Origin of the sequence: Bradyrhizobium genosp. A, from assembly GCF_049949275.1 — a bacterium.
GTDB lineage: Bacteria > Pseudomonadota > Alphaproteobacteria > Rhizobiales > Xanthobacteraceae > Bradyrhizobium.
Genome location: NZ_CP188196.1, coordinates 4,161,205 through 4,179,183 on the forward strand (window position 1 = coordinate 4,161,205; position 17,979 = coordinate 4,179,183).

Annotated in this window: 15 protein-coding genes and 1 pseudogene; 9 read left to right on the forward strand and 7 right to left on the reverse strand. The window is 64.7% G+C overall.

Annotated features, from left to right (window positions below):
• Nucleotides 1-36 precede the first annotated feature (36 nt).
• A pseudogene (locus ACP2YP_RS19250) lies at nucleotides 37-138 on the reverse strand (glutathione S-transferase family protein); the annotation flags it as partial.
• Between the two features lie 11 nt (nucleotides 139-149).
• A complete protein-coding gene (locus tag ACP2YP_RS19255) occupies nucleotides 150-815 on the reverse strand; it encodes a GntR family transcriptional regulator (protein ID WP_426426007.1) in 666 nt (221 codons plus the stop codon).
• Between the two features lie 115 nt (nucleotides 816-930).
• On the opposite strand from ACP2YP_RS19255, the gene ACP2YP_RS19260 reads away from it, so the two are divergent.
• The 7 genes from ACP2YP_RS19260 to ACP2YP_RS19290 all read left to right on the forward strand — a co-directional run bounded on the left by ACP2YP_RS19260 (nucleotide 931) and on the right by ACP2YP_RS19290 (nucleotide 8,364).
• Nucleotides 931-1,725, forward strand: a complete 795-nt coding sequence (locus ACP2YP_RS19260) for an enoyl-CoA hydratase/isomerase family protein (protein WP_426426008.1) — start codon at nucleotides 931-933, stop codon at nucleotides 1,723-1,725.
• Nucleotides 1,726-1,734: 9 nt separating this feature from the next.
• Nucleotides 1,735-2,994 (forward strand): CaiB/BaiF CoA transferase family protein, encoded by a 1,260-nt coding sequence (locus ACP2YP_RS19265; RefSeq protein ID WP_426426009.1) that lies wholly within the window; start codon nucleotides 1,735-1,737, stop codon nucleotides 2,992-2,994.
• A 54-nt stretch (nucleotides 2,995-3,048) separates the two neighbouring features.
• Complete coding sequence (locus ACP2YP_RS19270; RefSeq protein WP_426426010.1) at nucleotides 3,049-4,041, forward strand: Bug family tripartite tricarboxylate transporter substrate binding protein; 993 nt, start codon at nucleotides 3,049-3,051, stop codon at nucleotides 4,039-4,041.
• Nucleotides 4,042-4,232: 191 nt separating this feature from the next.
• On the forward strand, nucleotides 4,233-4,715 hold the full coding sequence (locus ACP2YP_RS19275; RefSeq protein ID WP_426426011.1) for a tripartite tricarboxylate transporter TctB family protein: 483 nt from the start codon (nucleotides 4,233-4,235) through the stop codon (nucleotides 4,713-4,715).
• A 10-nt stretch (nucleotides 4,716-4,725) separates the two neighbouring features.
• On the forward strand, nucleotides 4,726-6,264 hold the full coding sequence (locus ACP2YP_RS19280) for a tripartite tricarboxylate transporter permease (protein ID WP_426426012.1): 1,539 nt from the start codon (nucleotides 4,726-4,728) through the stop codon (nucleotides 6,262-6,264).
• Nucleotides 6,261-7,265 (forward strand): 4-hydroxythreonine-4-phosphate dehydrogenase PdxA, encoded by a 1,005-nt coding sequence (locus ACP2YP_RS19285; protein WP_426426013.1) that lies wholly within the window; start codon nucleotides 6,261-6,263, stop codon nucleotides 7,263-7,265. The genes ACP2YP_RS19280 and ACP2YP_RS19285 overlap by 4 nt, the downstream gene beginning before the upstream one ends.
• 91 nt (nucleotides 7,266-7,356) lie before the next feature.
• Complete coding sequence (locus tag ACP2YP_RS19290) at nucleotides 7,357-8,364, forward strand: L,D-transpeptidase family protein (RefSeq protein WP_426426015.1); 1,008 nt, start codon at nucleotides 7,357-7,359, stop codon at nucleotides 8,362-8,364.
• Nucleotides 8,365-8,403: 39 nt separating this feature from the next.
• On the opposite strand, the gene ACP2YP_RS19295 is transcribed toward ACP2YP_RS19290, so the two are convergent.
• From ACP2YP_RS19295 to ACP2YP_RS19305, 3 genes are all read right to left on the reverse strand, one after another.
• Complete coding sequence (locus ACP2YP_RS19295; RefSeq protein WP_426426017.1) at nucleotides 8,404-9,147, reverse strand: SDR family oxidoreductase; 744 nt, start codon at nucleotides 9,145-9,147, stop codon at nucleotides 8,404-8,406.
• Nucleotides 9,148-9,410: 263 nt separating this feature from the next.
• Nucleotides 9,411-11,516 (reverse strand): adenylate/guanylate cyclase domain-containing protein, encoded by a 2,106-nt coding sequence (locus tag ACP2YP_RS19300; RefSeq protein ID WP_426426019.1) that lies wholly within the window; start codon nucleotides 11,514-11,516, stop codon nucleotides 9,411-9,413.
• A 21-nt stretch (nucleotides 11,517-11,537) separates the two neighbouring features.
• Entirely contained in the window at nucleotides 11,538-12,563 is a 1,026-nt protein-coding gene (locus tag ACP2YP_RS19305; protein ID WP_426426021.1) for a formylglycine-generating enzyme family protein, read from the reverse strand.
• Between the two features lie 498 nt (nucleotides 12,564-13,061).
• Between ACP2YP_RS19305 and ACP2YP_RS19310 the strand changes: the two genes are divergently transcribed.
• Entirely contained in the window at nucleotides 13,062-14,048 is a 987-nt protein-coding gene (locus ACP2YP_RS19310; RefSeq protein ID WP_426426022.1) for a helix-turn-helix domain-containing protein, read from the forward strand.
• Here the strand turns inward: ACP2YP_RS19310 and ACP2YP_RS19315 are convergent.
• Both ACP2YP_RS19315 and ACP2YP_RS19320 read right to left on the reverse strand, forming a co-directional pair.
• Nucleotides 14,045-14,542 carry a bleomycin resistance protein gene (locus ACP2YP_RS19315; RefSeq protein WP_426426023.1) on the reverse strand — a complete coding sequence of 166 codons (498 nt, stop codon included), beginning with the start codon at nucleotides 14,540-14,542 and terminating at the stop codon, nucleotides 14,045-14,047. The genes ACP2YP_RS19310 and ACP2YP_RS19315 overlap by 4 nt on opposite strands.
• Nucleotides 14,543-14,763: 221 nt before the next feature.
• Nucleotides 14,764-15,837, reverse strand: a complete 1,074-nt coding sequence (locus ACP2YP_RS19320) for a methyl-accepting chemotaxis protein (protein ID WP_426426024.1) — start codon at nucleotides 15,835-15,837, stop codon at nucleotides 14,764-14,766.
• 285 nt (nucleotides 15,838-16,122) lie between these two features.
• Between ACP2YP_RS19320 and recJ the strand changes: the two genes are divergently transcribed.
• A complete protein-coding gene (recJ, locus tag ACP2YP_RS19325) occupies nucleotides 16,123-17,964 on the forward strand; it encodes a single-stranded-DNA-specific exonuclease RecJ (protein WP_426426025.1) in 1,842 nt (613 codons plus the stop codon).
• Nucleotides 17,965-17,979 lie beyond the last annotated feature (15 nt).

Genomic DNA, 17,979 nt, shown 5'->3' on the forward strand with positions numbered 1-17,979 from the left:
CGATCTCACCTTCTCACCAAAGGCCAGTAGGCGTAAGCTGTCCACGATCGAGATGATCTGATTGCAACGCGCGCGTTCCCTCGGCTCCTTCGGCTGAAGCCTGGGACCTTCAAACGCTTCATCCACGTAGCGCATGATAAACCGTCAGCTTACGCAATTCTCAGCGTGGGCTCGCTCGCCTCCGTCTCTGCAAAGCCCGCCCGCAAAACCTCTTCCCGCTTGTGGCGCAGATGCGCGCGCAAAATGTGGGAGAGGCCGGCGCCGTCGCGGCGCTGCAGCGCGTTCAGGATGGCTTCGTGCTCGCTGACGGCCAGCGCCCAGCGCTGCGGCGTCATCGGCGTGACGTAGCGCGCGCGGCGGATGCGCGCGGTCACGGAGGCGTAGAGCCCTGTCAGAACGGGATTGCCGGCCGCATTGACGATCCCCTCGTGGATGGCGCGGTTGCCGCGATAGTACTGGATCAAATCGCCCTCGCGATAATGCTGCACCATCTCCGCATGCGCGGCGGCTATTGCGCCGATCTCGGCGTCGGTGATGCGCTCGCAGGCGAGCTCGCCGGCCAGCGCTTCGAGACCCTGGCAGACCTCGAAGAGGTCACGCATGTCCTTGTCGGTCAGTTTTGCCGCGCGCGAGCCGCGATGCGGCAGGAGCTGCACGAGCCCCTCGGCGGCGAGCACCTTGAGCGCTTCGCGCAGCGGCGTGCGCGAGATATCGAGCCGCTCGCACAATTCGCGCTCGGGGATCCGCGCGCCCGGCGGGATCTCGCCGTCGAGCAGAATGTCGCGGATGCGGCCGACGACCTCTTCATGAAGCATGGGATATCTCTAGTTTTGAATGCAAAAATGATCCAATAGACGAAAGTTGGACAATTATATCTTGAAATTCCCAAATGTTGCATTCAAAAATGCAAAAACATTGGGGATCGAGGAAATGGACCAGGGCGTAGCGGCGGACGACCTCGTTTTTGAATGCAAGGACGGCATCGGGCGGATCACCTTCAACCGTCCGCAGGCGCGCAATGCCTTCACCTTCGCCATGTACGAGCGGCTCGCCGCCATTTGCGAGCAGGCTAACGAGGATCGCACCATCAAGGTGCTGGTGCTGCGCGGGGCCGGCGACAAGGCGTTTGCCTCGGGCACCGACATCAACCAGTTCCGCGAATTCAAAACGCCGCAGGACTCCATCGACTACGAGAACCGCATCGACCGGGTGCTGACCACGCTCGAGCAATGCCGCGTGCCGACGATCGCTGCGATCAACGGCTTCTGCACCGGCGGCGGGGCGGGTATCGCGGCGGCGTGCGACCTGCGCATCGGCACCCGCAGCACAAAAATCGGCTTTCCCATCGCCCGCACGCTCGGCAATTGCCTGTCGATGTCCAATGTCAGCCGTCTCACGGCGCTGATCGGTGCGGCGCGGGTCAAGGACCTGATCTTCACTGCCCGCCTTGTCGATGCTGCGGAGGCCGCAGGCGTCGGGCTGCTCGGCGAGGTCGTCGACGATCTCACAGCACTCGACACGCGTGCCGACGAGGTCGCGCGCCTCGTTGCCAGCCATGCGCCGCTGACGCTGAACGCGACCAAGCAGGCGGTGGCTCGCCTGCAACGGCGGCTGACGCGGGACGAGGGCGAAGACCTCATCCTGATGTGCTACACGAGCCAGGATTTTCGCGAAGGGCTCGATGCTTTCCTTAGCAAGCGCGCCCCGCAGTGGCGCGGTCAATAGGACGCCCCGATGCAAAGCGATCGATCGCATTCCACCTCACGCCGCGCAGGTCCGCTCGCCGGCCTCAAGGTCATCGATCTCACCCACGTCATGGCGGGACCGACCTGCACCTTGATGCTCGCCGACATGGGCGCCGACGTCATCAAGATCGAGAAATGGCCGAATGGCGACGACACCCGCCACTCGGTACCGCCAAAGATCGGCGACGAGGCCGCCTCGTTCCTGATGATGAACCGCAACAAGCGCGGCATCGTGCTGGACCTGAAGACCGACGGCGGCAAGGAGGTGCTGCGGCGGCTGATCGCGGACGCCGACGTGCTGGCCGAGAATTTTGCCCCGGGCGCGATGGAGCGCCTCGGCTTCGGTTACGAGGAGCTGCACAAGAAGTTTCCGGCGCTGATCTATTGCTCGCTGTCGGGCTTCGGCCGCACCGGTCCCTACAAGCACCGCCGCGGGTTTGACCTCGTCGCGCAGGCCATGAGCGGCATCATGAGCTTTACCGGCGAACGCCCGGACGGTCCGCCGGTGAAATGTGGCCCGCCGCTGTCCGACATTACCGCGGGCTTGCTAGCGAGCATGGGCATCCTTGCCGCGTACACGCATCGCCTGAAGACCGGGGAAGGGCAGTGGGTCGAGACCTCGCTCTATGAGGCAGCGCTCGTGCAGACCTATTGGCAATCGACCATCGCGCTGGCCGCCGGCACGGCGCCGCGCGCGATGGGCTCGGCCCATCCGCTCAACGCGCCATATCAGGCGTTCGAAGCCTCGGACGGCTGGCTCGTGGTCGGCGGCGCCAACAAAAAACACTGGCTGTTGATGCTGGAAGCGCTCGGCGCAAGCGAGCTCGCGGCCGATCCGCGCTTCGTCACCGGCGCCGACCGCATGGCGAATCTGAAGGAGCTCGAAGCCGTCCTGAGCGAACGCTTCCGCACCCAGACGCGCGCGCATTGGCTCGCGGCGCTGGACGAGAAGGGCGTGCCGTGCGGCCCCGTGCATGACATGCTGGAGGCGCTGAGCGATCCGCAGACGCTGGCGCGCGAGATGGTCGTCGAGGTCGAGCATTCCACGCTCGGCCCGGTCAAGACGATCGGACTGCCGGTCAAGTTCTCGGAGACGCCGGGCAAGGTCGTGTCCGGTGCGCCCGTTTATGGCGAGCATACGCGCGAGGTGCTGGCCGAGCACGGGTTCGACGAAAAGCAAATCGAAGCGCTCGAACAAGAAGGCGCCATCGTCTCGGCATCCAGGGAGCGCAGGGAACGCGTCGCCTGAACGGACGTCGAGACGACTGATCAAACAAAACAGAAAAATCAGTTGGAGGAAATCATGCGTGGGACGTCTCTATTTTTGTTGTCCGTCAATGCGGCCGTGCTGGCAGGCAACGCGCCGGCGTTCGCGGCCTGGCAGCCGCAAAAGCCGATTGAGTTCGTGGCGACCGCCGGCCCCGGCGGCGGTACCGACAACATCGCCCGCGCGGTGCAGAACATCATCACCAAATACAAGCTGACGGACCAGCCGATCGTCGTCGTCAACAAGGGCGGCGGCAGCGGCGCCGAAGGCTACGTATACGTCAAAGCCTCCGCCGGCGATCCCTACAAGGTGATCTTCGGCACCTCGAACGCCTGGCAGCAGCCGCTCGTCTCCAAGGTCGCCTTCAACTACACCGACCTCACCCCGATCGCGGCGATGGCGCAGGACGAGTTCCTGCTCTGGGTCAAGCAGGACGCACCCTACAAGACGGCAGGGGATTATCTGAAGGCGGCCGCAGCGGGCGAGTTCAAGATGGGCGGCGCGCAGTCAAAGGACACCGACGAGGTGCTGACCCGCATGATCGAGAAGGCCGGCCATGTGAAGCTGACCTACATCCCCTTCAAGAGCGGCGCCGAGGCCGCGGTGCAGCTCGCTGGCGGGCACATCGATTCCCACGTCAACAATCCCAGCGAAAGCCTCGGCCAGTGGCGCGGCGGCACGCAGCGCCCATTGTGCGCCTTCAGCCCGAAGCGGCTGCCGCAGGGTCCCAAGATCACGGCGACCGAGGGCTGGGGCGACGTGCCGACCTGTGCCGAACAGGGCATCGACATCAAGCAATACGAGCAGCCGCGCACGGTCTGGCTGCCCGGCAAGGTCACGCCGGAGCAAGCCGCCTACTATGTCGACCTCATGAAGAAGGTGCAGGCGACGCCGGAATGGAAGGACTACATCGAGAAGAGCTCCCAGATCGACACGTTCCTCACCGGCGCCGACTTCGACAAGTTCATCAAGGAGGATCTCGAGCACCTCAAGCAGGTCGCGAGCGAGCAGGGCTGGCTGGTCAAGTGAGGGTTGGATGGCCTTCGGTCGCGCAGCCGACCGCAGCCATTGTCCTCATCCTGAGGAGCCCGCCGGAGGTGGGCGTCTCGAAGGATGGCCGAGGATGCGATGTCGCCTGGAGCCGTTCTTCGAGACGCGCGCCAAAGCGCGCTCCTCAGGACGAGGACTGAGCAAATGCCTGGTGTTCGCCGGAGCCTTCGATGATCTCGCGACGCGCCCTTGAACTTGCGACGGCCATCCTCACCGGCAGTTTCGGTGTCGCGGTGGTGGTCCAGAGTCTGGACAACGGCATCGGCTGGTCGAGCGAGGGGGTCGATGCCGGCACATTCCCGTTCCTGACCGGCATCATCATCGCCGCTGGAAGCCTTTACAATCTGGCGCGCGGCGTCGTGCCGGCCGCTTCGCTGGCGAGCGTGCCCATCGCGATCACGTCGATCGAGCTGCGGCGGCTGGCGGGGCTGTTCGTGCCGGCCGCGATCTTCGTCGCCGCCATCCCGCTGCTCGGGATGTATCTGGCGTCGGCGGCTTACGTCTTCGCGGTGCTCGTGATCCCCCGGCATCAATCCGTCGTGCGTTCGGCGGTTACGGCGGCGGCGACGGCGCTCGCCCTCTACGTCGTATTCGAGCGCATGTTCCAGGTGAGCCTGCCGCACGGCGCGCTCGCCGCCGCACTCGGGTTCTAGGGAGCGCCCGATGGACAATGTCTCAGAACTCCTGCACGGCTTCACCGTCGCGGTCACCGTGCCGCATCTGGCCTTGATGGCGGTCGGCGTGCTGCTTGGCATCCTCGTCGGCGTGCTGCCGGGGCTGGGTGCGCCGAACGGGGTGTCGCTGCTGCTGCCGCTGACCTTCGGCATGCAGCCGGTGTCGGCGATCATCCTGCTCTCCAGCATGTATTGGGGCGCGCTGTTCGGCGGATCCGTCACCTCGATCCTGTTCAACATCCCGGGCGAGCCGTCTTCGGTCGCCACCACCTTCGACGGCTATCCGATGGCGCGCGACGGCCGGCCGACCACCGCACTCGCCACCGCCTTCGGCTCGGCGGCGTTCGGCGCGCTGGTCGGCGTCATCCTGATCACCTTCCTGGCGTCATGGGTGGCTCAGGTCGCGCTTGCCTTCGGGCCGGCGGAGTATTTTGCGGTCTATTTCCTGGCCTTCGCCAGCTTCGTCGGCATGGGCGGCGCGGCGCCGATCAAGACCGTGGTGGCGCTCGCGATCGGCTTTGCGATCGCCGCCATCGGCATCGACACCGTCTCCGGCAGCGTCCGCCTCACCATGGGCGTGGACGAGCTGGTCAAGGGCGTGAACTTCGTCGTCGCGGTGATGGGCCTGTTCGGCATCGGCGAGCTGCTCGTCGCCGTCGAGGAGGAGTTTCATGCCCGTGCCGTTTCCTCGAAGATCGACTGGCGCGAGGTGTTCCGCGCGGTCGGCCGCCTGCCGCGCCACGGCGTCGCGCTGCTGCGGAGTGCTGCGATCGGCTGCTGGATGGGGATCACGCCGGGCGGCCCGACCGCGGCATCCTTCATGAGCTACGGCATCGCCCGCCGCTTCTCGCGGCGCGGCCGCTATTTCGGTACGGGCGAGGTCGAGGGCATCATCTCGCCCGAGACCGCCGATCATGCCGCCGGCACCAGCGCGCTGCTGCCGATGCTCTCGCTCGGCATTCCCGGCTCGGCGACCGCGGCCGTCATGATGGGCGGATTAATGATCTGGGGCCTCAATCCCGGACCGATGCTGTTCGTCGACCAGAAGGACTTTGTCTGGGGCCTGATCGCCTCGATGTATGTCGGCAACATCGTTGCGGTCGTGCTGGTGCTGCTCACCGTGCCGGTCTTTGCCGCACTGATGCGGATTCCGTTCGTCATCATCGCGCCGCTGATCGTGATCATCTGCGTCGTCGGCGCCTATTCGGTGTCGAACTCCTATCTCGACGTGGTCATGATGCTCGGCTTCGGCATCGTCGGCTATCTCTTCAAGAAGCTGTTCTATCCCCTGGCGCCGCTCGTGCTCGCGATCGTGATCGGCGACAAGGCCGAGGATGCGTTCCGGCAGTCGATGCTGATGTCCAAGGGATCGCTCGGGATCTTCTTTGCCAACAAGCTGGTGACGTGCCTGGTGGTGGCCGGCATCGCGCTGCTGCTGCTTCCGCTGGTGTTGCAGCTCGCGCGGCCTTTTCGCAAGCCAGCATCTCCCGCCACTGAGACGACAGCCCAGGAAAAGGTGATCATATGACCGCAAAGCCGCTCATTGCTCTCGCGATGGGAGATCCCGCCGGCATCAGCCCGGAGCTGACGGCAAAACTCGTGGCGCTGGACGAGATTCGTGCTCGCAGCCGTCTCGTCGTGATCGGCGACCGCCGCATTTTCGATGAGGGCGCACGTGTTGCCGGCGTCGCGCCGGGGCTGACAAAGGTGGAGCAGGGGAGTGATTTTCGTGCGGCGAAAGGCGATGCGCTGTTCGTCGATCTCGGCCATCTCGATCCCAGGGATGTCGAGCCAAAGACTGCGACCCTTGCCGGCGGAAAGTTTGCCCTGACGAATTATCGCCAAGCACTCGAGCTCGCCCACGACGGCCGCGTCGATGCCGTCTGTTTCACGCCGTTCAACAAGCAGGCGATGCGGTATGCCCGCGCTGACTATGACGATGAGATCGCGTTCTCCGCGGAGGTCGCCGGGCTCAAGACGCCGGCCAGCGAATTCAACGTGCTGGGCGAGCTCTGGAATGCGCGGGTCACCTCGCACATTCCGCTGAGGGATGTCGCGGCCAAACTGTCCAGCGAACGAATCCAGCGAGCGCTCACGCTGACCGATGCCTGCATGCGCAATGCCGGCTTCGCGCGACCGCGCATTGCGGTCGCAGGCCTCAACCCGCACGCCGGCGACGGCGGCAATTTCGGCCGGGAGGAGATCGCTGTCATCGCGCCGGTGGTGGAAGCCGGCCAGCGCGACGGCATTGCCGTGGAAGGCCCGTTTCCCGCCGACACCGTGTTCCTGCGCGCCAAGGCCGGCGCCTTCGATGCGGTGCTGACGATGTATCACGACCAGGGCCAGATCGCGATGAAGCTGATGGGGTTCGATCGCGGCGTCACCTTGCTCGGCGGCTTCCCGTTTCCGATCTGCACGCCCGCGCACGGCACCGCCTACGACATCGCAGGCCAGGGCGTCGCATCGACCGGCGCCAGCCGCGCCGCAGTGCTGCTTGCGGCGGAGATGGCCGGGCGACGGGTCGGCTGATCCGGGCCGGCGCGCTGTCAGGAAAAACTGGAAACTTCCGCCGCGGAGCCGAGTTGCCACCCGACGAACCTCTCCACGTCGGAGCTGGAACATGGCCGAGCAGGTGCCACGCGCCGCAGTGAGAATCGCCTTCGCCGTCACGCTCTTCGCACTGACGGCCGCACCAGCGCTCGCCGCCGGAATGGACGCGGCCGCGATCGCTTCCGCCGAGCCTTCGAAGAAGACCCTGTCGAACGAGAAGCCGACCCCGGCGGGCGTGCGTCTGCAGGTGCTGCTGGACAGGGCCCACTTCTCGCCGGGCGAGATCGACGGCAAATTCGGGGAGAACGCAAAGAAGGCGCTGCGCGCCTACGCGGAAGCACGGCAATTGCCGAGCTCGGATGAGCTGACGGACGATGTCTGGAAGGCGCTGCAGGCGGACGACCGGCGGCCGACGGCGACCTATACCATCACCGACAAGGACGTCGCAGGCCCGTTCCTGCACAAGCTTCCAGCCAGGATGGAGGAGATGAAGGACATTCCGAAACTCGGCTACACCAGTCCGCGCGAAGCGCTGGCCGAGAAGTTTCACATGAGCGAACAGCTGCTGGCGGCGCTCAATCCCGGACGCCATTTCGACCGTGCCGGCGAGACCATCGCCGTCGTTGATACGAGTGACGGAGGAAGCGCTGCGCCTGCCAAGGCCGACAGGGTGGAGATCGACAAGAAGCGGCAGACCGTGAAACTGTTCGACAAGTCGAATGCGCTGATCGGCTTCTATCCGGCGAGCGTCGGAAGCGAGGAGAAGCCGTCGCCCTCAGGCACGCTGAAGGTCACCGAGATCGATCCAAATCCAACCTACCGCTACAATCCCGCTTATCACTTCAAGGGCGTTCATTCCCGAAAACCCTTCAAGATCAGGCCCGGCCCGAACAATCCGGTCGGCACGATCTGGATCAACCTGTCCGCCGACGGCTATGGCATCCATGGCACGCCGTCGCCGCAAAATATCTCCAAGGGACAATCGCACGGCTGCGTGCGTCTCACCAATTGGGACGCCGAACGCGTCGCAGCCAGCGTCGCGAAAGGGACGCCGGTCGCGTTCGTGGAAGGCGGCTGATGATGCCAGCGCCGGTCGCGAAGGCCGGAAGACAGATCCTCAGACGCTCGTGAGCCAGGTTGCGAGCGGCGTTTTTCCAAGCCGCGCCTCGCCGAGCGGGATCAGCGAAGTGTCGTCAATGGGGGCGCCGTAATACTGCGCCGTACGGTCTCCCATCACAGGGCGGCTGTCGCCGGCCGCCTTCAGGCGCCGCGCGACGAACTCGTTGAAGGGAGCCTTCTCGGGACCACCGAGATCGATCGTGCCGTTCAGCGGTCGCCCTGTGGCGACCTCAGCGAGGCAATCGGCGACGTCGTTGGACGCGATCGGCTGGAACAGCGCCGATGGAACGACGATCTTGCCGTCAGTCGCGCTCGCTTCGCCGATAGCGCCGAGGAATTCAAAGAACTGGGTGGCGCGGACGATTGAGTAGGGGATCGAAGAAGCCTTGACGATGGTCTCCTGTGCGAGCTTGGCACGGAAATAGGCGATGTCGGGCGAGCGGTCGGTCCCCACGATCGACAGGGCGACATGATGCTTGACGCCAGCTTTGGCTTCGGCAGCGACGAGGTTCTTGCTGGAACGCTCGAAGAATTCGAGCACGGCGGCAGGCTCCCAGGATGGCGAATTGGCGACGTCGACGACCACATCCGCGCCAGCCAGCACTGTGGTGAGGCCTTCCCCTGTCACGGCATTCACGCCGGACTTCGGCGAGGCCGCGATGGCCTCATGGCCCTGCTGCTTGAGCTTCGCCACGAGCTTGGATCCGATCAACCCGGTCCCGCCGATCACGACAATCTTCATGGCACGTCTCCTCAACCTTTCGGAACGTGAGTTGACCGAATCCAACGGATGCCCACGCTCTCACGCCGGTAAACGTGATGCGAGATGCATCCTAACAGAGTTGCCGGGCACGCTCTTGCCTGTAACCCGCCGGACTTGCCGGAAAATGCTCAGGAGACGTGCGTTCCGAGAAAAATTGGTAAGGGAGCATTCCCTTTGGCTCGACCGAATGATCGTCCCGCCAGTTTCCCGCAGCCAAGGTGATCTCTATCCAACCTCCGGGCTCATGCCGCAGCTCCCGCATTCCGGGCCGCCGCGCGAAAACGCCGGGCGTGAAACTGCGCGATGCCGTCCTTGGGATAATCGTGCAGGAAGCCGGAGAGCCGGACCAGGGTGGTGTCGGCCGCGCCGTCCTGCGCGATCGCGGCAAAAACCTCGTCCCAGCGTTGGCACATGATGATCTCGGCCTCACTGGCCTGCGCCAGCTCGCCGCGCAACTCGCTGACCTCTACCGGCCCGGCAAATCCCTTCGGGGTGATGCTGTCGACGCTGCGGAACAGGAATGCATCGCCGACACGCGCGCGCACGGCGGCGCTGACCAGCACGCGCGTGCTGTAATTCTTGTTAAGGCCTTCCAGCCGCGCGGCCAGGTTCACGGTGGCGCCGAGCGCGGTGTAGTTCATCCGATCGCTGGAGCCGACATTGCCGATCACGGCGTCGCCGACATGCAGGCCGTAGCGCGTGTCGTAGGGCGGCCAGCCTTCGCGCCGAAAATTCTTGTTGAGCGCGTCGTTTGCCGCAAGGCATGCGAGAACGGCGCGGCAGGCGTTGAGGGTATGATCGGGATCGTCCGCCGGCGCATTCCAGAGCGCCATCACGGCGTCGCCGATATATTTGTCGACCGTGCCCTGGTGCCGCATGATCTCGTCCGAGAGCGCCGCGAAATAGCGCGAGGTGTAGATCATCACCTGCGACGGATCGGCCCGCTCGGTTTTGGCGGTGAAGTCGGCGACATCAGTGAACAGCACCGTGACCTCGCGCCTGGTGCCGCCGAGACGAATCGAGGAACCTGTCTCGATCAGCTGACGCACGATCGGGCGCGGAATGAAGCTCGCAAAGCTACTGACGACGTTGCGCATGGTGAAGACCGAGCGGCCGAGCTCCTCGATCTCGGCGATGGCGGAATGGATGCGGGGCCGTTCCGCGATGTCGAAGCGCTGGATCGCGTCGGTCTCCTCGACCAGCTTGCGCAGCGGCTCTGCCATCCGCGACCCCAGCCAGAACGCGAACGGCAGCGTGGCGCCGACGAAGGCCAGCGCCAGCGCGAACAGCGTGCGGCGCTCGTTGATGATCCGGGCGTAGAATTCGTCGAGCGGCGCGACGATCGCGAGCCGGACATTGGCCGACCCGGCCGTATCGAGCCGGCGGACTGCCGCGATATAGGTCCGGCCCGCGGAATCGTCGAAGAATTGCTGCGCCGGCCCGCCGTCGCGCCAGGAGCGGATGATCGGGACCAGCGCGGGCAGCTTGAGCGCCCCGATCTGTGGCAGATCGTCCTGCCGCTCCGGCATCTCCGTCATCAGGCGGCTCATCTCGGGATGGCCGACAATGCGCTCGGCATCGTTGAACAGGAAGGCGAGCCCCGATTGGCCGAGCCTCTGCTCCGCCAGCATGTCCTCGAACCGGTTCAGCAGCACGTCGCCGGCAACGACGCCGCGGCGGCCCTCTTTCAGCGGCGTTCGCAGCGTGTAGCCGGGCTCGCCCGTGGCGTAGAAGACGTAAGGCCCGGTCAACAGCGTCCTGTCGTTCTTGAACGCCTCGACATACCAGGGCCGCTGCCGCGGGTCATAGCCGGCGGGCCCCGCGAGTTCCGCAACCTGGATCAGGTTCTCCGCCAGATATTGCGTGACTGGCGCGCTGCCGGCCGTGTGCGAGATCACGACCAGCCGGAATGCCGCATCCTGATCGACCTTCAGCCCCGCCCGGAACGCCGGCCTGGCGCGGTCGATCACGTCCATCTCGACGAACGAGCCGTCGTCGTAGCCGACGTAGAGATTGAACAGCCGCGGATTGTTGCGCAGCATCGCCGCCATCAGGCTGTAGAGCCGCGCATTGTCGGCGATGTCGGCTTCCTGGATCGCGGGCAGGCCGGATAGGATGTCGAGATTGTCGCGTACGTCCTTGAACTGCTCGTCGACGTGGTCGGCGCCCAACTGCGCGACCTTCTCGATGAAGCCGGAGGCTGCGGTACGTGTGATCGACGTGACGCGCTCAAAACTGAGATAGACCAGGGTCAGGCCCACGAGCAGCACGACGCCCACGAACACCGTGATGATCGATGTCTGGAAGTCGATGCGAAATTGCCGCTGGCTGTTTTTTTCTCCGGTCATCGGGGCTGCGTGATGCCTCCGTCAGTACTTTCGAGCGATCGGTTCAGATCCTTCTTGTTCGCGGTGAATGACGAGCGCCATGCGTACAACGCAGCGGAAGCCGACATGGTTGGTCGAGGTGTCGACCGGCTCGGCATGGCGCGCGGCGGGACGGTAACGGCGGCAGTAATTGGGCGCGCAGAGATGCGAGCCGCCCTTCAGGACCTTGCGGGGAATCCTGATGTCGGGGAGGCGAGGGTCGTAGCTTGCGTCCTCGCGGCCGCCGCGGGGATTTTGGGGAATGCAGCAGGTTTTTTTTGCATCGGCGACGCGCTTTGACGACCACCAATCAGCAGTCCACTCCCAGACATTGCCGATCATGTCGTGGAGGCCGTAGCCGTTCGGCGGAAAGGCCAGGACCGGCGAGGTGCGCTCATACCCATCCTCGCCGAGATTCTGGACAGGGAAGTTACCCTGCCAGATATTGGCCATGTGCTTCCCGCCGGGCATCAGCGCGTCACCCCAGGCGAACTCCTCAGCCTCGAGGCCGCCGCGCGCGGCGAATTCCCATTCGGCTTCGGTCGGCAGATCCTTGCCGGCCCAGCGGGCATAGGCCGCCGCATCGCTATAGGAGACGTGCACGACAGGGTGGTCGTCGAGGCCCCTGATGTTGCTGCCCGGCCCGTAAGGGTGGCGCCAATTGGCGCCGCGCATGAAGGACCACCACTGGCTCCAATCGGTGAGATCGGTGATGCGCGGCAGTGGCGAGAACACCAGCGATCCCGCGTAGAGCATCTCCTTCAGCACGCCGGGATAGTCTTTCGGGTCGGGAACGATCTGCGCTTCAGTGATATGGCCGGTGTCGTTGACGAATTGCTTGAACTGCCGGTTCGTGACCGGCGTGCGATCAATCCAGAAACCATCGACGGCGACGCGATGGCTCGGCGCCTCCTCGGGATAATGATGGTCGGATCCCATGCGAAAGGTTCCGCCGGGAATGAAGACCATCTCGCCGGTCTTCACATCATCCGGCAACCACTCGCAGTGATCCATATCCGCCCGCAACATGGTGGAAACTCCGATAAGCGTATTCCACCTGGCACTACAGCTCCGACTTCAGCAGATTTCGACGACGGCGCATTGCCCGGTACGTTGGACGCATTGTCTGGTCCCCTCTTTTTTGGCGCTCGGAGAGTTGGACGCGGCATTGCGTCAACATCTCTTTCCTTTGCGCGCAGCTTTCGAGCACGCGACAAACTTTGCCGCGTACGCCCTGCCACCCGCAGAGCGCATTTGATTGATATCGCTGAGGTTGCAAACGGTATCCGAAGATTGGCCGGCTGTGATGTGCAGTTTGTGCCAGTACACACGGGCGGCCCGTGAGACTTAATGCCCCATGTCGCAAATCCCTCAAAATGCAGCGCAATGCAGCAGATTTTGCCTGCAGGATTTCGATCGCGTTTGCCTCAAAACACGAAGTTGGTTTGTCGTACCCACCTCGCGTTGTAGTGGTATTTTACCGCTGCCTGCCGCAGAATTGTCGCGCTTCAGTAACAGGGTACAGCCATGGGGAAATTCCTTCTGGTTGATTCGCGCAAGCTGGACGGTTTCGAAGGACTTCACCAGGCCGTCCACGGCTCGCATGTCGACGTGATGCAGCTTGGCCGCGGCCGGTTGCGCGGGACGTTGTCTCACGTTGGCATCGGCGATTTCTCACTCAGCATCGGCACGTTCAACGTCGGCATGCGCACGCAGCGTGTCTCCAGCGACGACAAGCTGATCATCGGAATGCTGCTGGCGGCCCAGGATCGCGTTGCTCACTGGTCGTTCGACATGCAGCTCAACGACGTGCTCGTGATTCCGCCGCTGCTCGAGCATGACGGCGTTTTCCACGGTGCCTCGGCTTACGCCGCGATGCGCTTCGATCTCAGCGAAGTCACCTCGCTGTTTGGCGGCGAGGCGCAGCTGAGCGACCCCGACACCTGGCGCAGCCGCGGCCATTTCCGGGCAGATCTCGAAACCGGCGCGATCGCCACGCGCCGCCTGGTCCGGATCATGTCGCATCTGCGCACCCGCAATGGCAGCCTGACGCCGTCGACCGCCGATTTCTGGAAGCGATCGATCGTTGAATGCATGGCGGCCAACGTGATGTCGTCGTTGCCGCCCGACGACACCGGCTGGCTGCCTTCGGCGCGACGGCTGATCCGCAGGGTCGAGGAGTATCTTGACGAGGCCGGCACGCGCCCGGTGCATGTGTCGGAGATCTGCGCGGCGCTCGGCGTATCGCGGCGCACCTTGCACCGTGCCTTTCAGGAGGTATTCAGTCTCGGTCCGGTCAGCTTCCTCCGGCACAAGCGTCTCTGCGCGGTTCATTCCATCCTGCGCGATAGCGCGCCCGGTTCGACGACCGTGGCAGCCGTCGCCATGCAGCAGGGGTTCTACGAGCTCGGCCGGTTCTCGCAATATTACCTTGCGATGTTCGGAGAGCGACCGTCGCAGACCCTTGGACTTGCAACATTGCAGAAGGTCGGGGAGGGGATCGCCAAAGCCTAGCGCCCTTGGGATGACGACGGTGCGCGTGTCCCCAAGCGTTCGACGAGGCGGATCAAATAGCCATCGGGATCCTGGACGAGAAACTCACGCTGCCCGACGTCGTGATCACCGACCCGATACCAGGCTTCGTTTGGTGGCTCGTAGAGCGGCCATTTCGCTTCGTCGAGTGCGTTCAGGATCGGTGCGATGCGGTCGACGACCATCTGAAAATTGATGCCGCGTCCGAACGGAAGCTGCATCTCTGCGGTCTCCCAGCGTCCATTCAGCTCGCACAGCATCACCTGCAAGCGTCCCCTGACGAGATAGGCAAATCGCGCGTCCGGGCGGTCATAGGCGAGGTCGAACCCGAGCAGGTCTCGCCAGAACGACAGGCTGGCGTGAATGTTCAAGACGCCGAGCTCAGGCACGAGATCGGCGAAGCCGTCGCGTGGTGCGCCTCCCGTGCTGTCGGAGGTGGCGCGCGAGGTCGGGTCTGAAAGCGGAGGTTTGGACATTGCGGCGGCGCCAGTCGTCAGCCTCGCTTGCGAACGACGCCATTGTCGCAGAATGCCGGTGTTTTGCCCGACGTGTCAAACGGCAACACGCGAAAATTGCGGGCTCGCTTTCGTCCCGCCGGATCGGGAACGAAAACCATCATGAAAACAACCCTCCTGCTACTGTGCATGGGGTTGTTTCTACGATTTGGAATGGACAGCCGGGCAGACCGGCTTCCGCCTTAAGCCGCGCAGACGATGACGCCGTACCAGCCGAGCCCACGATAGGTCTCGTAGCCCGGCGTCGCATGGAAGGCGATCATGGTGCCGGAGCGGTCGTGGTAGAAGCCGGAGCGCTGGCCGTTGAGCGACAGCGAGATGCGCTCGCTCAAAATGCCATGGCCGTCAGAGGCGGCGATGACGCGGAAATGCGAGTCGACCAGCAGCACGCGCGCCTTGTCGTTGTCGCCGACGCGCACGCCTTGCACGATGGCGCGCGCCTGCGGCTCCCAGTCGAAATGGATGGCGAGCACGCCGATCGGCGCGCCGTTGGCCTGGCCGCCGGCGCGGACGCTGGCGCAGTAGGTCGCGACCTGGGCGTTGCCGAGCAACTGTTGGTTCTCGATGTCACCGGCGACATAGTCGTCGCCGGAGCGCAAGGTTTTCGCCTCGCGAAACCATTTGGTGTGGGCGACGTTCTGGCCGACGACGCGAAAGCGGTCGGCGCGGCCGTTGGCGATGACGTTGCCGTCGAGGTCGCAGAGCCAGAGGTCGAGATAGACGGTATAGGCGCCGAGGATGACGCCAAGCCGCTGCGAGGCGTAGGTGACCGCGGCAGGCGCAGGCGAGGCCGCGCAATCGACCAATGCGGAATCGGTCGCCCACCAGCGCACGTCGCAGGTACGCTCATAGAGGTTGCGATCGATCAGCTCGACCGCGTTGAGCGATATATCCATCATGCGCTCGCCGCGCGAACGCTGGCTCATGCGCTCGATCGAGGCGACGAGATCGCCGGTGCGTTTCGTCAGCTGCGTCTCGAGCTCGCGCGCGATGGTTTCGACCTGCTGGCCGACGCCGCGTACCTCCTGCGCCACCACGGCGAAGCCCGCGCCTTGCGCGCCGGCCCGCGAACTCTCGATCAGCGCATTCAGTGCCAGCATCTTCATCTGGTTGGTGATCTGCTGGATCGACTTGGTCTTGTCGACCGCGATCTGGTTGACCTCCGCGGTCAGGCGGTTGATCAGCGCGGAGATGTCGGAATCGTCGTCGGGTTCGGTAGTGATCGGCTTGGTTTTCAGACCCAGCGCAGCAGACATCGGGGACTTCCCTTGGCAATGAGGCCTGATCTGCAATGAACTGGGAACAACGACTCACAGATCGAATACGAGTCTTTTTCTAGGATTCAACCTAACGCCTGCTTAATTTTCCTGTTCGGCGGAATGCCTAAATGGTAGTCACTCCCGCCGGGTAGGCAGCCATCCACCGCTTTGTGCGCGCCGGCCGTTGCAAATCCCGAGGGATTGCCGGCCAATCGCTTTCAGCCAGTGACCGGACATCCCCGATTGTCCGGGCCCCGAGTTCCCAACAGTCGACTTCCGGTCATGACGCCGCCCGCCACCGCCTTGCCCGTCGAAATGCCCCAGGCCTTCCTGGGCGTGGCGCGCTCGCTCACCGACAAGCTCTGGCGCAACCGGCTGGACGCACGCGGCGCCGCGACGGCGCTCGCCATCGTGCAGCGCCACCAGCTGCCGGAATTGCTGGCGCGGGTGCTTGCGGGGCGCGGTGTCGACATCGACGCGGTGCCCGACTTCCTCGATCCGACCATTCGAAAGCTGCTGCCGGACCCGTTCACGGTGACGGAGATGGGAGCCGCGTCGAAGCGCATCGCGGATGCCGCAGTGAAGGGCGAGACCGTCGCGATCTTCGGCGACTACGACGTCGACGGCGCGACCTCGGCGGCGCTGCTCGCCTGGCATCTGCGCCATTGCGGGCTCGATCCGCTGATCCACATTCCCGACCGCATTTTTGAAGGCTACGGCCCCAGCGTCGAAGCGGTGCGCGGGCTTGCGTCCAAGGGCGCCACGTTGCTCGTCACCGTCGATTGCGGCACCACCAGCATCGAGCCGCTGGCCGAAGCCAGGCGCCTCGGCATGTCCGTCGTCGTGATCGATCACCATCAGGCCGGCACGGAGCTGCCGGAGGTCGACGCGCTGGTCAATCCGAACCGGCTCGACGATCTCTCCGGCCTCGGCCATCTCGCCGCCGTCGGCCTCGTGCTGGTCACGCTGGTCGCGGTCAATCGCGAGTTGCGCCAGCGCGGGTTCTGGAGTGCGGAGATGCCCGAGCCCGATCTCCTGGGCATGCTGCATCACGTCGCGCTCGGCACCGTTGCCGACGTCGCGCCGTTGATCGGCCTCAACCGCGCCTTCGTCGCCAAAGGTCTAATCGCGATGCGGCGACGCGACCATGTCGGCCATACCGCGCTGATGGACGTGGCGCGGCTCAATGGCCCGCCGGAGGCCTGGCATCTCGGCTTCATGCTGGGGCCGCGCGTCAATGCCGGCGGCCGCATTGGCCGCGCCGATCTCGGCGTGCGGCTTTTGCTCGAGGGCGACAGCGTCGAGGCCGCGCGGATCGCCGCCGAGCTCGACCGTCTCAACAGCGAGCGCCGCGTCATCGAGCAGGCCGCCGAAGCGCAGGCCGAAGCCGAGGCGCTCGCCTCGATCGGGCTGGAAGACAAGCTCGGCGTGATTGTCACGGCGTCCGAAGGCTGGCATCCCGGTGTGGTCGGTCTCGTGGCCTCCCGCCTGAAGGAGAAGTTCTCGCGGCCAGCGTTTGCGATTGCGCTGGAGCCCGGCGGCATCGGCACCGGCTCGGGCCGCTCGATCGCCGGTGTCGATCTCGGCAAGGCGGTCCGTCGGGCCGTCGCCGACGGCATCCTGCTCAAGGGCGGTGGCCACGCGATGGCCGCGGGTGTGACGCTGCGGAAAGAGAAGCTCGCCGAATTCCGCGCCTATCTGGAGAATGCGCTGGCGCAGGACGTCGCCGAGGCGCGCCATGTCAATGAGCTCTACATCGACGGAGCGGTCTCGGCGCGGGCGGTGACGACGGAGCTTGCGACCACGCTCAATCGCGCGGGCCCCTTCGGCAGCGGCAATCCGGAGCCGGTGTTGGCGCTGCCGGCGCATCAGCTCGTCTTTGCCGACGAGGTCGGGCAGGCGCATCTGCGGCTCCGCTTCAAGTCGGGGGACGGCGCCATCGTCAACGGCATCGCGTTCCGCTCGGTCGGGCAAAAGCTCGGCAATGCGCTCCTCGCCAATCGTGGCCAGCAGTTGCATGTTGCTGGCTCCTTGTCGGTCGATCGCTATCAGGGCGCCGAGCGTGTGCAGTTTCGCGTCATGGACGTCGCACTACCGGACCAGGGGCCATCCGTGATCAGGTAACGGCAACAGACAACA

Bases quoted from the DNA above. Each gene is read 5' to 3' on its own strand.
- ACP2YP_RS19300 (WP_426426019.1), bottom strand. From the start codon at position 11,516: ATGACCGGAGAAAAAAACAGCCAGCGGCAATTTCGCATCGACTTCCAG.
- ACP2YP_RS19315 (WP_426426023.1), bottom strand. From the start codon at position 14,542: ATGTCCAAACCTCCGCTTTCAGACCCGACCTCGCGCGCCACCTCCGAC.
- ACP2YP_RS19260 (WP_426426008.1), top strand. From the start codon at position 931: ATGGACCAGGGCGTAGCGGCGGACGACCTCGTTTTTGAATGCAAGGAC.
- ACP2YP_RS19290 (WP_426426015.1), top strand. From the start codon at position 7,357: ATGGCCGAGCAGGTGCCACGCGCCGCAGTGAGAATCGCCTTCGCCGTC.
- ACP2YP_RS19270 (WP_426426010.1), top strand. From the start codon at position 3,049: ATGCGTGGGACGTCTCTATTTTTGTTGTCCGTCAATGCGGCCGTGCTG.
- ACP2YP_RS19310 (WP_426426022.1), top strand. From the start codon at position 13,062: ATGGGGAAATTCCTTCTGGTTGATTCGCGCAAGCTGGACGGTTTCGAA.
- recJ (WP_426426025.1), top strand. From the start codon at position 16,123: ATGACGCCGCCCGCCACCGCCTTGCCCGTCGAAATGCCCCAGGCCTTC.
- ACP2YP_RS19265 (WP_426426009.1), top strand. From the start codon at position 1,735: ATGCAAAGCGATCGATCGCATTCCACCTCACGCCGCGCAGGTCCGCTC.
- ACP2YP_RS19275 (WP_426426011.1), top strand. From the start codon at position 4,233: ATGATCTCGCGACGCGCCCTTGAACTTGCGACGGCCATCCTCACCGGC.
- ACP2YP_RS19280 (WP_426426012.1), top strand. From the start codon at position 4,726: ATGGACAATGTCTCAGAACTCCTGCACGGCTTCACCGTCGCGGTCACC.
- ACP2YP_RS19285 (WP_426426013.1), top strand. From the start codon at position 6,261: ATGACCGCAAAGCCGCTCATTGCTCTCGCGATGGGAGATCCCGCCGGC.
- ACP2YP_RS19295 (WP_426426017.1), bottom strand. From the start codon at position 9,147: ATGAAGATTGTCGTGATCGGCGGGACCGGGTTGATCGGATCCAAGCTC.
- ACP2YP_RS19305 (WP_426426021.1), bottom strand. From the start codon at position 12,563: ATGTTGCGGGCGGATATGGATCACTGCGAGTGGTTGCCGGATGATGTG.
- ACP2YP_RS19255 (WP_426426007.1), bottom strand. From the start codon at position 815: ATGCTTCATGAAGAGGTCGTCGGCCGCATCCGCGACATTCTGCTCGAC.
- ACP2YP_RS19320 (WP_426426024.1), bottom strand. From the start codon at position 15,837: ATGTCTGCTGCGCTGGGTCTGAAAACCAAGCCGATCACTACCGAACCC.